Origin of the sequence: Symmachiella dynata (assembly GCF_007747995.1) — a bacterium.
GTDB lineage: Bacteria > Planctomycetota > Planctomycetia > Planctomycetales > Planctomycetaceae > Symmachiella > Symmachiella dynata.
This window is the reverse complement of sequence record NZ_CP036276.1, coordinates 1,928,010-1,945,772: the sequence shown is the minus strand read 5'-3', so window position 1 is coordinate 1,945,772 and position 17,763 is coordinate 1,928,010. Positions and strand designations below refer to the sequence as shown.

Here is a 17,763-nt window from a genome sequence, read left to right as displayed (position 1 = left end):
TTATTTGCAGGAAGCATGCAACTTTCTGCACAAAAAGAGCCGGTAGGGAAGCCAATTCCAATGGGAGACACACATGCAAAAATTGATCGAAGGCATTCATCGTTTCCAACGAAATCTATTCAGCCAAAACCAACGGCTGTTTGAAACGCTCGTCGATGGACAGACACCGCTGGCGTTATTCATCACCTGCTCCGACTCCCGCATCGACCCCAATTGGCTCACGCAAACGAAACCGGGGGAACTCTTTATCCAACGAACGGCGGGCAACATCGTGCCCCCCTACGGCGCTGTCATGGGGGGAGAAGCAGCGACGATTGAATACGCGGTGAGTGCCCTGAAGGTGAAGGACATCATTATCTGCGGACACTCTCACTGCGGAGCCATGAGTGGACTGTTGGATCAAGCGAGCATCGAAAAAATGCCGGCCGTGAAGGCCTATTTGGATCACGCCGAAGCAACACGCCGTATCGTTGAGGAAAACTACACTCATATCTCCGACCCAGAAAAACGCCTGACACTGACAGTCGAAGAAAACGTACTCGTCCAACTCGAAAACCTGCGCACGCATCCCACCGTGGCAGCCGCATTGAGTCGCAACGACCTAAAACTGCACGGTTGGGTCTATAAGTTTGAGACGGGTGATGTCTTCGCATTTGACCCTGACAAGACTCAGTTTCTGCCGGTTGAAGATGTGGAACGGCCTCAAACCCAATCCGACTTGTCGCTCCCGGCTATTTGAGGGCCTAAAACCAGTTTCAGAAACAGGTTGTGCTTGTTCTCGAATCGTTCAGACCAGTGTCAGTGAGACGCGCCGGAGGGTTTTGAAACGACTTGTCAATAATCCGTCCAGATTCTCCGTTGATTGGGCAGGTTTGGCCCTCGAGACAAAACGGCAGTGAGTAATTGGCTCGACATCGCAATCTCAGTATGATCGATTGCGACAGGCGACGCACATTCGTGGATCGGCCTGGGGCGTCTGCTGCCCACAATCGATCGAATCGCGTCTCTTTTCCTCCAGGTCGTTATCTATTCCGGCCCCCAAACCGGTCAATGAGTCTCGATGTTCCAAGTCCAATCCACAGAGAACGATAGTACCTACCGGCTGGCGATTGCCGGATTATTGACGCTGAGTGTGGTGTCTTTGGCTGTCACCATCTGGGTCATGGTCGATTTTCTGCGGGAACAAGAGATTGTTCAAAATCTGATCCAACTCTTGCCCGCTGGCGCCGCGGAGACTTCTGCCGAAGAACTCGCCGGTGAACTTCGCTGGCAATTCCGCCTGACAATCCTCGTCGTCCTGAATCTGATTGTGACTGGAATTGCGGTCGTGTTACTGTGGCGGGCTTACCGCTCCTCGCAAGAATCGCTGCGAAATATCATGGTCCTGGCCGACGACGTTTTGGGCAGTATCGATCAGGCGATCATCACCACAGATCCGACCGGTCACGTCACCGGGATCAATCGTTGCGGCATTGAGATGTTCTCACTGCATGAGGACCAAATCGGCAGACCGTTGCGACAGCTGGATGAGCGAATTCCGCTGGAGGAGTTCCGGCAGGAATCTCGGGCTGCTGAAACATTGCCCTTGGTCCGCGACTTTCCCGTGACCAAAACCGGCGGAACGCGTTCCTTGCGCGCGTTTTGTCATCCGCTGCGAAATCGGGTAAACGAGGATATTGGAAACGTCGTCCAAATCAGCGATGTCACGGAACGCGTGCTGGTTGAGGAAAGCTTGCGCCGCATGGAGCGCTACATCGGCCTTGGGTCACTCGCAGCCGGATTGCATCATGAAATCAAAAACCCATTGGCAGCGTTGTCGCTGCACGTTCAATTGATGGAAGAGGAGTTGGAGGGACACGAGACGTTGGATGAAGTCCATGAAATGCTGGGCGTTATCAAAACTGAAATGACGCGTGTCGGAGGAGTTCTCGAAAGCTTTCGCGACTACGCGTCGCTGGGACAATTGAATCATTCTCAAGTAGAAATCGCGAAATTGATTGATCGCCAAGTCAAATTGATTGCGCCGCGCGCAGACATGCAAAATATCGCTTTCCGCACCGAAATTCCCGAGACAACCTTGCCCTCGATTCAAGCGGATCGCGTACGCCTAGAACAGGTACTGCTCAACCTACTCGTCAATGCCATGGAAAACATGACCGAAGGCGGGGTATTGACGATCCGCCCCTCAGTTGTTGAGACCCCGACCGGCAGTGCGATTCAAATCGAAGTCGTCGATACTGGGACCGGCATCCCGCAGAACCTCCGCGACCGCATCTTTGACCCGTATTTCACGACCAAAAGTGAAGGCACTGGCATGGGACTTGCGTTGTGTGACAAAATCATCCGCCAACACCGCGGCAGCCTCGATTTTCGCTGTTCCGATGAAGGAACCACCTTCACGATGACGCTTCCGTTGGGTTAAGGTTTTTATTGACGGAATTACACGCCGCTATGCACGACGGATTCAATATTTTAATTGTCGATGACGAACCAAACATTCGATCCGGTTTGGCCAAAGGCCTCATGAAAGAGGCGGATGTCATTGCCACTGCTCGTGACGTCCACCAGGCGCTGGAACTGTTTGATGAAGGAGATTTCCGCCTCGTCATCGCCGACGTCCGCTTGCCAGGTGATCGCGATGGTCTGGACCTCGTCTCGTTGCTCTTGGAGCGCAAGCCCGAAACAACGGTGATTGTGATCACAGCGCACGGCACAGTGGAAACCGCAGTGGACGCAATGCGACGCGGCGCGTTTGATTTTATCTCCAAGCCGGTCGATTTGAACCTCATTCGCCAACAGGTCAATCGAGCATTCGACCATCATCGCTTGCAAGTGGAAAATCGCGAACTCCGAGACCGCCTAGCCGATGCGGGTGAGATCTCCGGCATTATCGGAAATTGTTCGGCGATGCAGGATGTCTTTCATCAAATTCGCCAAGTGGCCGACACCGATGCCACAGTGCTAATCCAAGGAGAAAGCGGCACCGGTAAGGAACTGATCGCACGCGCCCTGCATGATTTGAGCGACCGCCGCAATGGTCCATTTGTCGCCATTAACCTGGGTGCTCTGCCGGAAACCTTGCTGGAAAGTGAACTCTTTGGCCACGAAAAAGGGGCCTTCACCGGCGCTGCTCGACAAAAACCGGGTTGTTTTGAGCGCTCCCGTAGTGGCACACTTTTTCTTGATGAAATCACGGAGATCCCGCCCAAAAGCCAAGTCGACCTGCTCCGCGTCCTCGAGTCGGGACATTTCAATCGTGTCGGTGGTGAAGAACTACTCTCTTCCGACGCGCGGATTATCTCAGCCACGAACAAAGACATTCAGGTGCTGATCGACGACGGCACATTTCGGGATGACCTGTTTTACCGGTTGAATATCGTCCCCATCCACGTCCCGGTTTTGCGACAGCGGCGCGACGACATTCCTCTGTTGATCGAACATTTCCTAACGCACTTTTGCCAACGGCACAATCGTCCTCCCAAGCAACTCCAGGACGAAGCCATGCATCAGTTGACAGCTGCGCGCTGGCCCGGCAACGTACGGCAACTTCGCAACGTCATGGAACGCTTGGTTGTGACCGTGCAGGGGGATGTGATCGGTGTCGAGGATCTGCCACAAGAGATTCGCCACACCTCCACAACCGCCCCGGCGCGAATCCGCTCGCTGACGGAAGTCGCCGAAGATGCCGAAAAAGATGCCATTCAAGCCGCCTTGGCTGCCTCCGACTGCCACCGCGAACAAACCGCAAAAGCACTCGGAGTCAGTGTGCGGACGCTGCATTATAAAATGAGCCGTTACGGCCTGCATTGAGGCAACTCCACACGCATTGGCCGCTTGCCAATCCCATAGAATGCGGCGGCGTCTCTCAGTGAAGAATGTCGCATAGGTCACCCTGTCCAAGTACTGCTTAACGGTTCACTGCGTGCAAAGTCTTGCACAGGACTGCAAACCACTGCGATGTTTAAGCCCCGTTCTAGTAAGGAACTCAAGTATTCCAGCGAGAAACATCAACAAATTCCCTCACCCAACTTTCGCGACGACTTTGGCACGTCGATTGCGTCTTCAACGCAGTATCACCATTCGCAAGCTTTCTATTCTGGGGGGGATACGTTCGATGAACAGTGCCAGCGCTATGCCAAACAGCGGAGCCATCCCGGTCGGCTCGCCTTCAGAAAAAAAGCCCGCTGCGCCTCACTTGGATCTCACCAGTGTTTTTCGACCGAATTGTATTGAGATGATTCGCTCAGCATCGGGGAAATCGTCGGTGATCAGCAGACTGGTTCAGACCTTAGTCTGTGAAGAACGAGTCGAACGCGTCCACGCTGAAGAGATCATCAACGGACTCTTGGAACGGGAGCGGCACGGTACATCCGCTATCGGCAAGGGACTTGCCTTTCCTCATTTGCGCACCCAAAACGTCACAAACTTTGTCGGAGCCATTGGAGTTGCCCCCGACGGCATCAACTTTAGTGCGCTAGACAGCGGGCTAACCAAATTGGTGTTTCTGACACTCTCACCGCGCGACGGACGGGAGCAGCACATCACTCTCCTGAGCCGTTTGGTCGCATTAATGCAGAACAAAGCCGTGAACATGCAACTGCATCATCAAATTCGCCCCAGCGACGTTTACGAATATCTGACTGATCTCGACGAGCAATCTCGCGCATTGGTCGGGGAAGACTGACTCGTTCGTTGCGTTCGTACACCGCGCTGCAGTGTGGGTGACAGACGCTGTCTGAAGCAAGATTAGCTCGTCACCTCGGGCGGAACAACATCGACTTCGACGCTCATGCGGTGCTCGCCGCCGCCAATAATAATGCCTTGAATCGGACAGACGTCGTTGTATTCACGCCCCCATCCAATGGTGATGTGGTCGGTCGAGGCCAAGACATTGTTCGTGGGATCGATGCCGACCCAACCGGCCTCTCCACAGTACACCGCTAGCCAAGCATGCGACGCATCCGAGCCCACCAGTCGCGGTTTCCCCGGTGGCGGCTCGGTTCTCAAATAGCCGCTCACATAGCGTGCAGCTAACCCAATCGAGCGCAGACAGCCGATTTGCAAATGGGCAAAGTCCTGGCAAACACCATGGCGTTGTTCAAAAACTTCCCGAATCGGCGTGTGGACTGTCGTCGCCCGGGGATCATAGGTGAAGTCGTTGTAGATCCGTGCGGTTAAGTCGATCACACCCGCCAAAATCGGTCGCCCTGCGGGAAACGACGGTTTGACGTACTCCGCTAATTCTGGGAATCGCTGAATGCTCGACGAGTCAAAGACATACTGATACGCATCGAGCACTTCGACCGCGCGATCCGTTTTCAATTGCGCTGCCACCTGTTCCCAAGGTGCGGTATCGTCCGGGACAACTTCCGGGGCGGCGGAAACCGCCACATCGCTCGTCGCTGTCACGGTGAGACCGCGGTGGGTTTGATAAATCGAAAAATAGGAGACGTCGTTGCCGAAGTAATCCTTGCCATAACTGACCGAGTACGGCTCGGGATGAATCAGTAGTCGGAATTCATCAGGGACTTGATTGGGCAACGTCCGCGGAGCGAGATGCACCAAATTATGGCACACCGGGACCGCTTCGGAGTACATATATTTCGTGGTGTGGGTGATGTGATAATTCACTGCGGGCTAATATCAGCAAGCTGGTGAGATGGGGCTGCATGAACGAGGTACCGATGCGAAATCGCTTCAGCAAGTTTTGGTAATTGGGACTCCCATTCGGCCGTCAGTCGTTCCAACGGTTCATGATCACCCAACGCATGAACTTCGGCGATGGCCTGAATATCCATGAGGCGGACGGAATGCAGCAATGACATGGCCAGCCGTTGTTCGGCTGCGTAATCGGGTGAGGTTTGGTCGCGCGGCAACTGTTCCACATGTTCAACCAACTGCACAAACTGAAACGCCAGCGCACGCGGATTCGTTTCATCTGTGAGCACCAGATCGAGAACTGCCGCCAATTGCCGATTCGCCAGATAGCGCGCGCGATATGTCATCAGGCTGTCGGCAACTTCCAAAACCGTCCCAAATATCGGTCCGGGAAATTCCGGCATGGGGATGAAACAGTTTTTCACCAAGCTTATGATTTGTAACGAACGCTCCAGCCGCCGTCCCAGTTCCAGGAAATGAAACGCTTGCGTGCGCGTCATACTCTCCATAATCACTCCGCTAAACGCAGAGAACTTGGCAATCAACTCGTCGGTCATCGCCAGCAAGTCCGACAGGGTCGTCGTCCCATGTTCGGCCGGGCGAAAATCTTCGTCGATGCCATGAATAATTCGCCATGTGTCCAATGAAATGCGATCGCGCACGATGGCCCCCAACCGATAGACTTCGTCCAAGATCGAACGCAAGCACGAGGGCTGTGAGGAATCGAAGACCGCCGTGGGCAAATCGTATTCAATCGCCGGCAGTTGGCCGCGCATTTTGTTGATCGCATAGCCTGGTTCGATTTGCCCCTGGTCCGCCAGACATCTCAGCAGCACCGGGACTTCCACATCGCTGGTCGACCGCGTTTCGCCGCTGAGTCGGCTTGCCGCGGAGCGTAACAGCCGCGCTGTTGCCTCGGCGCGTTCCATTTGACGTCCCAGCCAAAAAAAGTTGTCGGCCGTTCGACTGGGAAGTTCGGCTCCGCTGCGCCGCAGCGTAATGGCCCGGCCCGGCTCTTCCAACAGGGTCACCTGATCGACCGGTCCGTCAGCTAAGATCCACACATCCTTGCTACCTTCTCCCTTGCGAACCGACAGTTCGAGTGGATCGAGCGCTGAGGAGGTGCGGGCTAATGCCCCTTGCATAACGGTATATTTTTCGCCATCGGTTACCAGATAGCTCCGCAACGCCAAATAGGCCGGATTCAGATCACGTCTCCAGATGGGAACTGTAGAACGGGCCACTTTCTCCTGAGCGGCAAATTGCACCGGATTGGCTTTGATGGTGTTTGCTAACTCCGTCGATGACATTTGCGCCAATGCCTCGCGCGTGGGGCCATCTTTTCCGCGATTGCGAAACGCCGGTTGAATGATCAGGTTGTCCAAGTTCTTGAGCACGTGCGCCAACCCATCTGGTTGTCCGCACCACCAGGATGCCACCCCGGGAATCAACAGTTTCTCGCCGAGCAACAACTGGCACAAGCGCGGCATGAACGCCATAAACGCCACCGATTCGACCAGACCGCTCCCCAATGCATTAGCTACGCCCACCGCGCCGTTTCGCGTCGATTGTCGTAGCCCGGCAATTCCCAGTCCCGATTTCGAACCCAGCTCCAACGGATCACAGTCACTGCTGTTCTGCCGCCGCAGGATCACATCGACCGGCAGCAATCCGCCCAAAGTCTTGAGCATGACTTGGTCGTTGCGTACGGCAAGATCCCCCCCTTCAACCAGGGTGTACTCCAGATAGCGTGCCAGATAGGAATCTTCGAAATAGTTCAGGCTCGTCGGCCCATGGCTCAACAACACTACCCGCGGGTTTTCCGTATGTTGCGGAGCAAGACCGTGCAACGTCTCCTGGGCCGCGATAAAAAATGGCGCCAAACGCTCGACCTGACAGCGATGAAAAATGTCCGGCAGCATCCGCGAGACGACAATCCGGTTCTCCAAGGCATATCCCAGCCCCGAAGGAGCTTCCGTCCGATCCGCCAGAATCCACCATTCCCCGTTGGGCGAACGCGCCAAATCGGCCGCGTAGAAGTGGAGCATGTGACGAGAGGGATCCAATTGTCCGTGATACGGACGCAAAAATCCCGGATGCGCGTACAACAATTCCGGTGGCAATAACCCTTGCTTGACCAGTGTTTGCTCACCATACAAATCCTGCAGCACCAGATTCAACAACCGGGCGCGTTGCGTCAGCGCCGCGGAGACCTTATCCCATTCCGCTGCGGATATCATGAGCGGAATCGCATCCAGCTCCCACGGACGCAACTTGTCTTCGGGTGTGGCGTAGCCGCCAAATGCAAAGTCGTTGGCCTGCACCGTTCGCTGCGCTTGCTGCCATCGCCGCGCAAACTCTTCGCGGCCGATCCCGTTGATGGAATCCAAAAAGCCACGGGTGTGTGCGCGGGGAGTTCCATCGGCGGCAATAAATTCATCATAAACCCCGGCAGGCGGCGCGTAATTTTGAATTAGACCGTTCACGGACAGAGGGGATGTGGGCACGATGTCGTTCGGTTCCTGAAGTTGTACCATGACGCCCGATTCGCTACTCAAAAAAAATCGGAAGCCTATACTTTGACGCGATTTCGGCGAAGGTCAAGCGTAAACGGAAACACTTCGTTCTGCTCGTCGTCTGGAATCGTCGTTGCTCCGCCAGTATGCCCCATCTTAAAGAACCGAGAAGCACGGCGGCCCTCCGCTTCATAGGCATTGACGGGGAAATCGTCCGGATTCCGACCGCCGGGATGCCCCACGTGATACTTGCACCCGCCCACCGAGCGGCCCAGCCAAGTATCCAACACATCAAACACCAACGGCTCATCCACAGGAATTGTGGGATGCAGGCAATTTGGCGGTTGCCAAGCCCGATACCGTACTCCAGCAACAAATTCGCCCGCCGTGCCGGTGGGATGCAAAGGCACCTTGCGACCGTTGCAAGTGATCACGTGACGCGCATCGAACATGCCCCGCGCCTTGACTTGTAGTCGCTGCACGGACGAATCGACGTAGCGAGCCGTAGCGCCACCGGCTGGTTCTTCGCCCAGCACATACCACGGTTCCACAGCGGTCCGCAACTCCAGCGAAATCCCCATTTGCTCCATTTCACCGATGACCGGAAAACGAAACTCAAAGTGCGGCGCGAACCAATCCGCATCCAACGGAATCCCAGCCTTCGTGGTTTCTTCAATCACATCGTTGAAATCCTGCCGAATGAAATGCGGCAACATCCAGCGATCATGAATCGAGCGGTACCAGTCCATCAACTTGGCCTGATAAGGTTTTTCCCAAAACCGTGCGACCAATGCCCGCAACAACAACTGCTGTGTGAGACTCATTTGCCAGTGTGGAGGCATCTCAAAGGCGCGAAACTCCACCAATCCCAATCGTCCCGTCGCACTGTCGGGCGAATACAGTTTGTCGATGCAAAACTCAGCGCGGTGTGTATTGCCCGTCAGGTCCACCAGCAAATGCCGAAAAACGCGGTCGACCAACCAGGGAGGACAAGGCCCCTTTTCCGGAATCTGTTCAAACGCGATTTGTAATTCGTATGTCGCATCGCCGCGGCCTTCGTCCACTCGTGGGGCTTGGCTCGTCGGACCAATAAATCGCCCTGAAAATAGATACGACAACGAAGGATGATTGTGCCAATACGCCACCAAGCTTCGCAACAAATCGGGACGCCGCAAAAATGGACTGTCCGCCGGTGTCAGCGCCCCCATAACCACATGGTTGCCGCCTCCCGTACCTGTGTGCGTGCCATCAACGTCAAATTTTTCGGTCCCCAACCGCGACAAACGGGCATCCTCGTAAATCCCTGAAGCGATGGAAACCAACTCCGACCAATTCTCGGCCGGTTGCACATTCACCTCGATCACCCCCGGATCGGGCGTGACCTTCACGTGTTGCAAACGATAATCGGACGGCGGCAAGTAGCCTTCGATGATCACCGGCATCTCAAGTTCGTCAGCGGTCTGTTCGATTGCCGTAATCAGATCGAGATAATCTTCCAAACGGTCCACCGGAGGCATGAACACATGCAAAACCCCGTTTCGCACTTCAAAGCACATGGCCGTGCGGACAATTCCGCTCTCGTATTCTTTGCGTGTGTTGTCGTTTTGGGGAGTCTGCTCCTCGGGCGGCGAATTGTCCTCGGACGGATTCTCACCGGAATCCGCGAGTTCTCCTCCCGGTCCGACCGGCTGAAGTGCGTGGTCGCGCGTCCGTGCGCGGGTCGATTGAGAATTGAGGCGGGCCGAGTAGTTTTGGCGAAAGAATTCGAAATCGGGAAGCTGTTTGGATGGCTCAAACGGAACGACCGGCACCGACACATAATCCCCCGGCCCTTCAACCGGTAACGAATCCAGCGGCAAACGCAGGCCCATGGGCGAATCGCCCGGGACTAAAAACATCTGCTCGGGACGGACGGGCCACTGCCCGCTCAGCCAGCGCGGTTGAGCATTCCACCATTGATGCACCAACGGCAGCACACAACCGACCTTTGCGGTGAGTCCCTGTCCAAACACGCGGGCCAACCGTGCGCGTTCCTCTTTGTCTTCCAGATCGGCTTTGTGCACTTCGGTATTCACCGCCAGTCGCCGCTCTTTCCAGACGTAATACATGGCATCTTCGTACGCCGGTGCAATGTGGTCGGGATTGACGTCCAGACGTTTTGCCAACGCCGCAGAAAATTGTTCCGCATGTTCGACTGTGTGCCCATAGTCCTGATCCGGATCAGCCAGTAGCGCGGTATTGTCCCACAGCGGTTGGCCATCCGTTCTCCACATGCAAGTCAGCGCCCAGCGGGGCAATGGTTCGCCGGGATACCATTTGCCCTGTCCGTAATGAATCAACCCACCCTCAGCATAGCGCTGTCGCAGACGACTGATCAAATTGCCCGCGAGGCGGCGTTTGTTCGGCCCGACAGCGGCGGTCTTCCATTCGTCGCCATCCATGTCGTCGATCGACACAAACGTCGGTTCGCCCCCCATGGTCAGCCGCACATCCCCCTGCTCCAACAGTTCGTCGACCTCATGTCCTGTCGCTTCGATCCGCTGCCACTCAGCCTCGGTATACGGTTTAGTGACGCGGGGATCTTCGTGAACCCGCGTGACGGTCATCTCATGCCGGAAAGTAACTTCGCATTCCCCGATGGTTCCCGTGATCGGCGCAGCATTGATTGGTTCGGGCGTACACGCCAACGGAATGTGCCCTTCGCCGGCCAACAACCCCGACGTGGGATCCAACCCAATCCAACCGGCCCCCGGTAGATAGACTTCCGCCCAGGCATGCAGATCCGTAAAGTCCTCCGTCGCGCCCGAGGGACCATCCAGCGATTCGACATCCGGCTTGAGCTGAATCAGATACCCCGACACGAAGCGGGCGGCCAACCCCAATCGCCGTAATAGTTGAACCATCAACCACGCACTGTCCCGGCAAGACCCGCTACCCAACTCTAACGTTTCCTCTGGCGTTTGCACGCCATGTTCCAACCGCACGACGTAACTCACAATCTGTTGTAGACGCCGGTTCAAATCGACAATGAAGTCGATCGTCTTCGTCGGTGTCATGTCGACCGACTCAAACAGCGCCGTCAATTCCGGGCCGGCCGGATGAACGTGCAGGAATGGCAGTAGATCCTTGGCGAGCGATTCCTCGTATTGGAACGGGAACATTTCCGCATCCGGTTCGAGGAAGAAATCAAACGGATTAACAACCGTCATCTCCGCCACCAGATCGACTTCCACCTCGAACAGCGTGGTCTCTCCATTGAAGATCAGCCGCGCCAAATGGTTGCTGTGCGGATCTTGTTGCCAATTGAGAAAATGCTTGCCGGGCAGCACCCGCAGCGAATAGCTGTTAATCGGCGTACGGCAATGCGGCGCGGGCCGCAGTCGTACGACGTGCGGGTTCATCTCGACAGCGCGGTCGTACTCATAAATGGACTTGTGGTTCAGTGCAACGCGTATCATATCAGTTGTCCGTTCAACGGATGCCAACGACTGGTTTCAAATACTCTCAAATGCGATCCGTCTGTATCTACTGGCAATCCATTTTCAGATAGTACTTCGTGGGGCACGACACCCCGGAATCGGCTTTTTCCGCCATCAAAATACAACCACGAAAGACGCGAAAGACACGAAAACCTTCAAAGAAAACAACGAGGACTTACGCCGCTGAAGTAGGAATCAAAAGAAAATCCCAGATAGAATTACTTAGTTCTTTTCGTGTCTTTCGTTTTTTTCGTGGATATTTTTTCCTGCGGTTTAAACTTTCTCTGTTTGCGACCCAATTGCCGAGCGGTGTGGTTTTCGTACTATCGTTCACGCACGCAGGTACTAGCCACAGAAAAACCCCTTGCGACGAATCACGCAAACTTTCCCTATCGTGCAACACACGCAGCCTCAGATCGAATCAACCAACAACCGCTCCAGCCACCGTGCCCGCTCTCTCTGTGTCCTCTGTGAACTCTGTGGCTATTTTTTTTCAAGCTTGAGTACGGCACCGACGCGCTGGATCATCTCAACTCGATTGTGTTTGTGTTTGCGTTTGTGCCTGTGATTGACCGGACGCTTCGGCGTTGCGTGCCTGTCGTTGCTGGTGCGTTGTAAAAAAATCATCGCTGATTGCAGCGCCTACCAGATTCAATCGGTTTTGAAAGTCGTCGATATATTGATGCAACCCGTGCTGGACGATATCCCGCACGCTGGTGTAATCCATCGCCGAACACAATTGTCCCATGCGTTGTTCGGCCAGATTGCAAAACGTGCCGGACGTACTCCCGGTAATATTCCGCAACGACTCCTGCGCTTTCATCAGACAAAAATGGATGGCGCGTGGAAAATGGCGATCCAGCACCAGAAAATCCGCCACACGCTCGGGAACAATTTTGCCATGTTGCCGACGATACATTTCCAATGCACTGGCCGATTTCAACAAAGCCGACCAACGGACCACATCGAGCGCCGATCCCACATCGTGTGCATCGGGTAACAAAATATAATACTGCACGTCGACGATCCGCGAGGTCTTGTCAGCCCGCTCCAGCAACCGCCCCAGCCGCAAAAAGTGCCAAGCCTCGCCGTGAGACATCGTGGCATCGGTGGCGCCCACCAACAAATGGCTCGCCAAGCGGACCCGCTCACAGAATTCCTGAGGTTGATCCAACGTCGAACTGACCTTGGCGGCCGTGCGGACCATGAAGAAAAATTTGTTGAGTTGTTCCCAAACCACGGACGGCAGGCTCTCGCGAATCGTCCGCGCATTTTCTCGGGCAAAGGCCGCACAGGAGATGATTGAATTCGGGTTATCCTCGTCGAACGACAAAAACTTCAACACGTTTTCCCGTGTCGGTGCCCCGTACCTTTTTTCAAACGGCTCCTGGTCACCGGTGGTGTAGACCAACGGCGCCCACTGGTTGCCGAGCGAATCGGTCTCCCCCAAAGTCAGGTTGTAATTCACATCGATAAAACGGGCGACGTTCTCCGCCCGCTCAATATAACGACTCAACCAATACACAGAATTCGCAACGCGGCTCAGCATTATAACATTCCTCCGGCATCCATCGCTGGGAGCGGAGGTACGGCATCACCGTTCCGCAGCACCCAAGTATCCTTGCTGCCTCCTCCTTGCGAGGAATTGACGACCATGGATCCTTCACGCAACGCCACACGCGTCAGTCCGCCGGGCATCACGTAGATTTCCTTGCCGCATAACACAAAGGGTCGCAAATCAACATGGCGAGGCTTCAACTCATCACCCACCAACGTGGGGACGGTCGACAGCTTGAGCATCGGTTGAGCGATCCATTCGCGGGGATTTGCGCGAATCGCCTCAGCCGTTTTGTCGCGTTCCGCTTGCGAAGCTTGCGGCCCCATCAGAATCCCATATCCACCCGACTCGTTCGTCGGTTTGACCACCAATTTGTCTAAGTTGGCCAGCACGTGCTTACGCTGTTTCTCCACGGAACACAAAAACGTGGGAACATTCGGCAGAATCGCATCTTCGCCCAAGTAGTACTTGATGATTTCAGGCACGTAAGCATAGACCGCTTTATCGTCCGCCACCCCGGTACCAGGAGCATTGGCCAACGTAACGCGTCCTGCGCGATACACGTCCATCAAATGATCGACGCCTAACGTCGAGTCTTTGCGAAAACACTTGGCATCCAAAAAATCATCGTCGATTCGGCGATAAATCACATCCACGCGGCGTAGTCCCCGCGTCGTGTTCATGTGCACATAGCCGTTTTCGACAACCAAGTCCGAGCCTTGCACGAGTTCCACACCCATTTGCTGGGCGAGAAATGTGTGCTCAAAATAGGCCGAGTTGTAAATCCCCGGCGTCAGAACCACGGCAATTGGATCGCTGATTCCTGGAGGAGCGCAATCTAACAACGTCTGCAACAATTGCTCGCTATAGTCTTCGATCGGAGCAACCGACATGCCCTGAAACACATGCGCGAACGTCCGCTTCATCATTTCGCGATTTTCGAGCACATAGGAGACCCCCGACGGGCAGCGCAAGTTATCCTCCAGCACGTAGATCTGTCCGTCGTTATCACGAATTAGATCGACACCGGTGATATGACACCATACCCCCTGCGGCGGTTGAAACCCCTGGCATTGCTTCCGCAATGTTTTTGAAGACAGCACAAGTTCGTCTGGGACGACGCCATCCTTGAAGATCTTCTGTTCGTTGTAGACATCGTTGACAAAAAAGTTCAACGCGCGAATGCGCTGCTGCAATCCTTTTTCGACCATCGCCCATTCGGTCGCATCGATGATTCGTGGTAGCAGGTCAAACGGCCACACCTTCTCCGTCCCGGCGGCATGCCCATAGACATTGAAAGTAATCCCCATGTTTTCCAGGCTCAACTCAGCCGCTTTTTGCCGTTGCTGCAAACTGCCGTCCGACAACGTCTGCAGTCGTTCTACGAATTGAGCTCCACTGGCCCGGGGTTGACCATTGGGAGCAAACATTTCGTCGAAGACGCCTTTCGACTGATAGGAAGCTTGCCTCATCTGAGAAATCCTCGAGTTTTCCAACGAATACTAGGGTCCAAAAAACCTCCGCACGTACAACCATATTGTTCACATGTGCAAGTCACATGCCGTGCACAGCCCAGAAAACGGAATTGCATACAACTCAGACAATTCTGCGCTCCGTAGTGTTTACCAGCGAACACCAATTGAAAGGAATCTGAAGACGCGCCGCTCAACATGCCCAAACTTTACGCAAAGGCAGCACGCATCAAGGCACAGCTATCGAAAGCCATGAAACCGCACCATGATCGGCCACTCGCATCCATTCGCAGAGCCCGAAACCGAAGCCTGAACGCGCACATCAACCACACATGACTGAAATACAGGCAACCAGTGATCTCGCCAGCTGCTAATCGTGTTCTCGACGACTCGCCAAAGTTTTTAGGATCGGGGAAATCAACGCCGTCCAGCCCGTCTGATGGCTCGCGCCCAGGCCCTTGCCGGTCTCGGCGTCGAAGTACTCATAAAACAGAACCAAGTCACGCCAATGCGGATCATTCAGGAAACGCTCCCCCCGCGTATAACAAGGACGATCCCCTTCTGAATCCGCCAAAAACAGCTTCGCCAACCGTTTGCGGATCTCATCCGCGACCTGCCGCAAATTCATATATCGACCGGAACGCGTAGGACATTCAACCCGTAATGTCTCTCCGTAGAACTGATGATACCGCTCCAATGCTTCGATGAGAAGATAATTCAACGGAAACCAAACCGGCCCTCGCCAGTTGGAATTGCCGCCGAACAACCCACTGTCCGACTCGCCGGACAAATACTGCACTCGCAGTTTTTCACCGTTCAAATCGTATTCGAAGGGGTGCTCCTCATGATATTTCGAGAGCGACCGCACTCCGTAGGGAGAGAGAAACTCATCTTCGTTGAGCAAATACCACAACAACCGCGATAACCGTTCCCGTGTCGGAATTGCCAATAATCGCAACCCATTGCCATCCTGGTTCGGATCGCCCCGTTCCATATAGGTCATAAATTTCGAGAGATCGGGACGATGATTCAAAAACCAGTCCATCCGCTTACGGAATCCCGGCAACTGATCCAGAACGCGGTCGTAAATCACATCGACGGTCAATAGCGGAATCAAACCAACAATCGAACGAATTCGCAGCGGCATACTGTGACCATCCAAATGCAAATGGTCATAGTAAAACCCGTCGGTCTCATCCCACAGCCCTGTCCCATCCAGCGAATTCATCGCTTCGGCGATCGAAACATAATGCTCGAAAAACTTCGAGGCCATATCCTCGTAGGCCGGATTGTCGTCCGCCAGGTCAAACGCGATCGACAACATGCTGGAACAGTAATAGGCCATCCAGGCTGTTCCGTCGGCCTGTTCCAGATGTCCGCCCGTCGGTAACGGCTTGGAGCGATCAAAGATGCCGATGTTATCCAGTCCGAGAAATCCGCCAGTAAAGACATGCTTGCCGCGAACATCCTTGCGGTTGACCCACCAGGTGAAATTCAACAATAGCTTTTGAAAGACCCGCTCCAAAAAAATGCGGTCCCGGTCTCCCAGACTCGCCGTAATCTGATACACCCGCCAGCAGGCCCAGGCGTGCACGGGCGGATTGACGTCGCTCAAATTCCATTCGTACGCTGGAATCTGCCCTGTAGGGTGCATATACCATTCACGCAAAAACAGGATCGCCTGATCCTTGGCGAAATCCGGGTCCAAATCGGCGAACGGAATCATGTGGAACGCAGAATCCCAGGCGGCATACCAGGGGTATTCCCATTTGTCCGGCATCGAAATAATGTCGCGGTTGAACAGGTGCCCCCAATCGCTGTTGCGGCGAACGGTCCGCGGTCCGGTATGCTGACCCGGCGGGCTCTTTCCATCCAGCCAACGGGGAATGACGTAATGATAGAACTGCTTGGTCCATAGCAGTCCCGCATTGGCTTGTCGTAAAACGCGCTGCTCGTCGACGGACAATCCCGGGTCCACCAGTGATGCCGAAAATGAATCGGCTTCGGCTATCCGCTGCTCAAACGTCCGGTCAAATTCTTCACCGAACGGTTGGTCAGGAATCTGATTCGTCGCTGTCATCCGCAAGCGGAACTCCACAGATCCGCCTGCCGGGACCAGCGCATGGTACCGCGCCGCTGCCTTGGTGCCCTCTGGTTCGGGGTTCACCACGCCTTCGATGCCCTCAGCAACGGCCAAGTGGAAGGCATCCTTACACGAGGGACGACGGCTTTCTGGGTCATCGATCCGCCAGGTATTGGTTTCGTTTTCCGTAAACATCCAACCGGGCGGTTGCTGATCGGGCCCGGCATCTGCGTGAATCTGAAACTCGCCCAACGTTTCGTGCATAGCCAATAGGCTGCTGCCGTCGATTTGGCGGAGGCTCGGTTTCACGCTCGGCTGTTCATCGGTGGGTCCCCAGGACCATGTATTGCGATACCACCAAGTTGGCAGCAGATGAATCGGAGCATCCTCCGGCCCGCGGTTCGATATCTGAATCCGAATGAGAATATCTTCGCAGGCCGCTTTGGCATATTCGATCTGCACATCGAAATAACGACCGTCGTCGAAGATCCCCGTTTCGGTCAGTTCGAATTCCGGATCGTGCCGCGTGCGCTGCGCATTCTCGGACCGCAAATGCTGGTAGGGATATTCGGCCTGCGGATATTTGTACAGTGCTTTGAGGTAAGAATGCGTCGGTGTGGAATCGAGGTAATAATAAGCCTCTTTGACGTCCTCGCCGTGATTCCCCTCCGGTCCGGTCAAGCCGAACAGACGCTCCTTCAGGATCGGATCTTGACCATTCCACAGTGCGACGGCAAAGCAGAGTCGGCATTGCCGGTCGGTGATCCCCAGTAGCCCATCTTCGCCCCAACGGTAGGCCCGCCAAACTGCCTCTTCATGGGTAAAATGCAGCCAGGGTCTGCCGTCACTGGAATAATCTTCGCGGACGGTGCCCCATTGCCGTTCTGCGAGATAAGGCCCCCACCGTTTCCAGTTCGCACCGGTTTCACGCCGCGACTCGGCGGCCAGTCGATTCAATTCCGCTTGAGGCATTTGCTTAGCTAGACACTTTCCGAAA

General features: G+C 54.8%; 10 protein-coding genes. 4 read left to right on the top strand and 6 right to left on the bottom strand.

Going from position 1 to position 17,763, the window contains the following annotated elements; translation table 11 throughout:
* Window positions 1–73: 73 nt before the first annotated feature.
* The 4 genes from Mal52_RS07460 (at window position 74) to Mal52_RS07445 (ending at window position 4,684) form a co-directional block, all read left to right on the top strand.
* Entirely contained in the window at window positions 74–739 is a 666-nt protein-coding gene (locus Mal52_RS07460) for a carbonic anhydrase (RefSeq protein WP_145375153.1), read from the top strand.
* Between the two features lie 321 nt (window positions 740–1,060).
* Window positions 1,061–2,422, top strand: a complete 1,362-nt coding sequence (locus Mal52_RS07455) for a two-component system sensor histidine kinase NtrB (RefSeq protein ID WP_145375151.1) — start codon at window positions 1,061–1,063, stop codon at window positions 2,420–2,422.
* Window positions 2,423–2,451: 29 nt separating this feature from the next.
* Window positions 2,452–3,810: a sigma-54-dependent transcriptional regulator gene (locus Mal52_RS07450; protein ID WP_145375150.1), complete on the top strand. Its 1,359-nt coding sequence runs from the start codon at window positions 2,452–2,454 to the stop codon at window positions 3,808–3,810.
* Between the two features lie 304 nt (window positions 3,811–4,114).
* Window positions 4,115–4,684, top strand: a complete 570-nt coding sequence (locus tag Mal52_RS07445) for a PTS sugar transporter subunit IIA (RefSeq protein ID WP_145375148.1) — start codon at window positions 4,115–4,117, stop codon at window positions 4,682–4,684.
* A gap of 62 nt (window positions 4,685–4,746) precedes the next feature.
* Here Mal52_RS07445 and Mal52_RS07440 read toward each other — a convergent pair whose 3' ends face one another.
* From Mal52_RS07440 to Mal52_RS07415, 6 genes are all read right to left on the bottom strand, one after another.
* Complete coding sequence (locus Mal52_RS07440; RefSeq protein WP_145375146.1) at window positions 4,747–5,631, bottom strand: transglutaminase family protein; 885 nt, start codon at window positions 5,629–5,631, stop codon at window positions 4,747–4,749.
* Window positions 5,628–8,195, bottom strand: coding sequence for a circularly permuted type 2 ATP-grasp protein (locus Mal52_RS07435; RefSeq protein WP_145375144.1), 2,568 nt, complete (start codon window positions 8,193–8,195; stop codon window positions 5,628–5,630). Before Mal52_RS07435 ends, Mal52_RS07440 begins: the two co-directional genes overlap by 4 nt.
* Before the next feature lie 35 nt (window positions 8,196–8,230).
* On the bottom strand, window positions 8,231–11,632 hold the full coding sequence (locus tag Mal52_RS07430) for a transglutaminase family protein (RefSeq protein ID WP_145375142.1): 3,402 nt from the start codon (window positions 11,630–11,632) through the stop codon (window positions 8,231–8,233).
* 550 nt (window positions 11,633–12,182) lie between these two features.
* Window positions 12,183–13,202 carry an alpha-E domain-containing protein gene (locus Mal52_RS07425; protein WP_145375140.1) on the bottom strand — a complete coding sequence of 340 codons (1,020 nt, stop codon included), beginning with the start codon at window positions 13,200–13,202 and terminating at the stop codon, window positions 12,183–12,185.
* Window positions 13,202–14,683, bottom strand: coding sequence for a circularly permuted type 2 ATP-grasp protein (locus tag Mal52_RS07420; protein ID WP_145375138.1), 1,482 nt, complete (start codon window positions 14,681–14,683; stop codon window positions 13,202–13,204). The genes Mal52_RS07425 and Mal52_RS07420 overlap by 1 nt, the downstream gene beginning before the upstream one ends.
* Window positions 14,684–15,053: 370 nt before the next feature.
* Window positions 15,054–17,738, bottom strand: coding sequence for an MGH1-like glycoside hydrolase domain-containing protein (locus tag Mal52_RS07415; protein WP_145375136.1), 2,685 nt, complete (start codon window positions 17,736–17,738; stop codon window positions 15,054–15,056).
* Window positions 17,739–17,763: the final 25 nt, after the last annotated feature.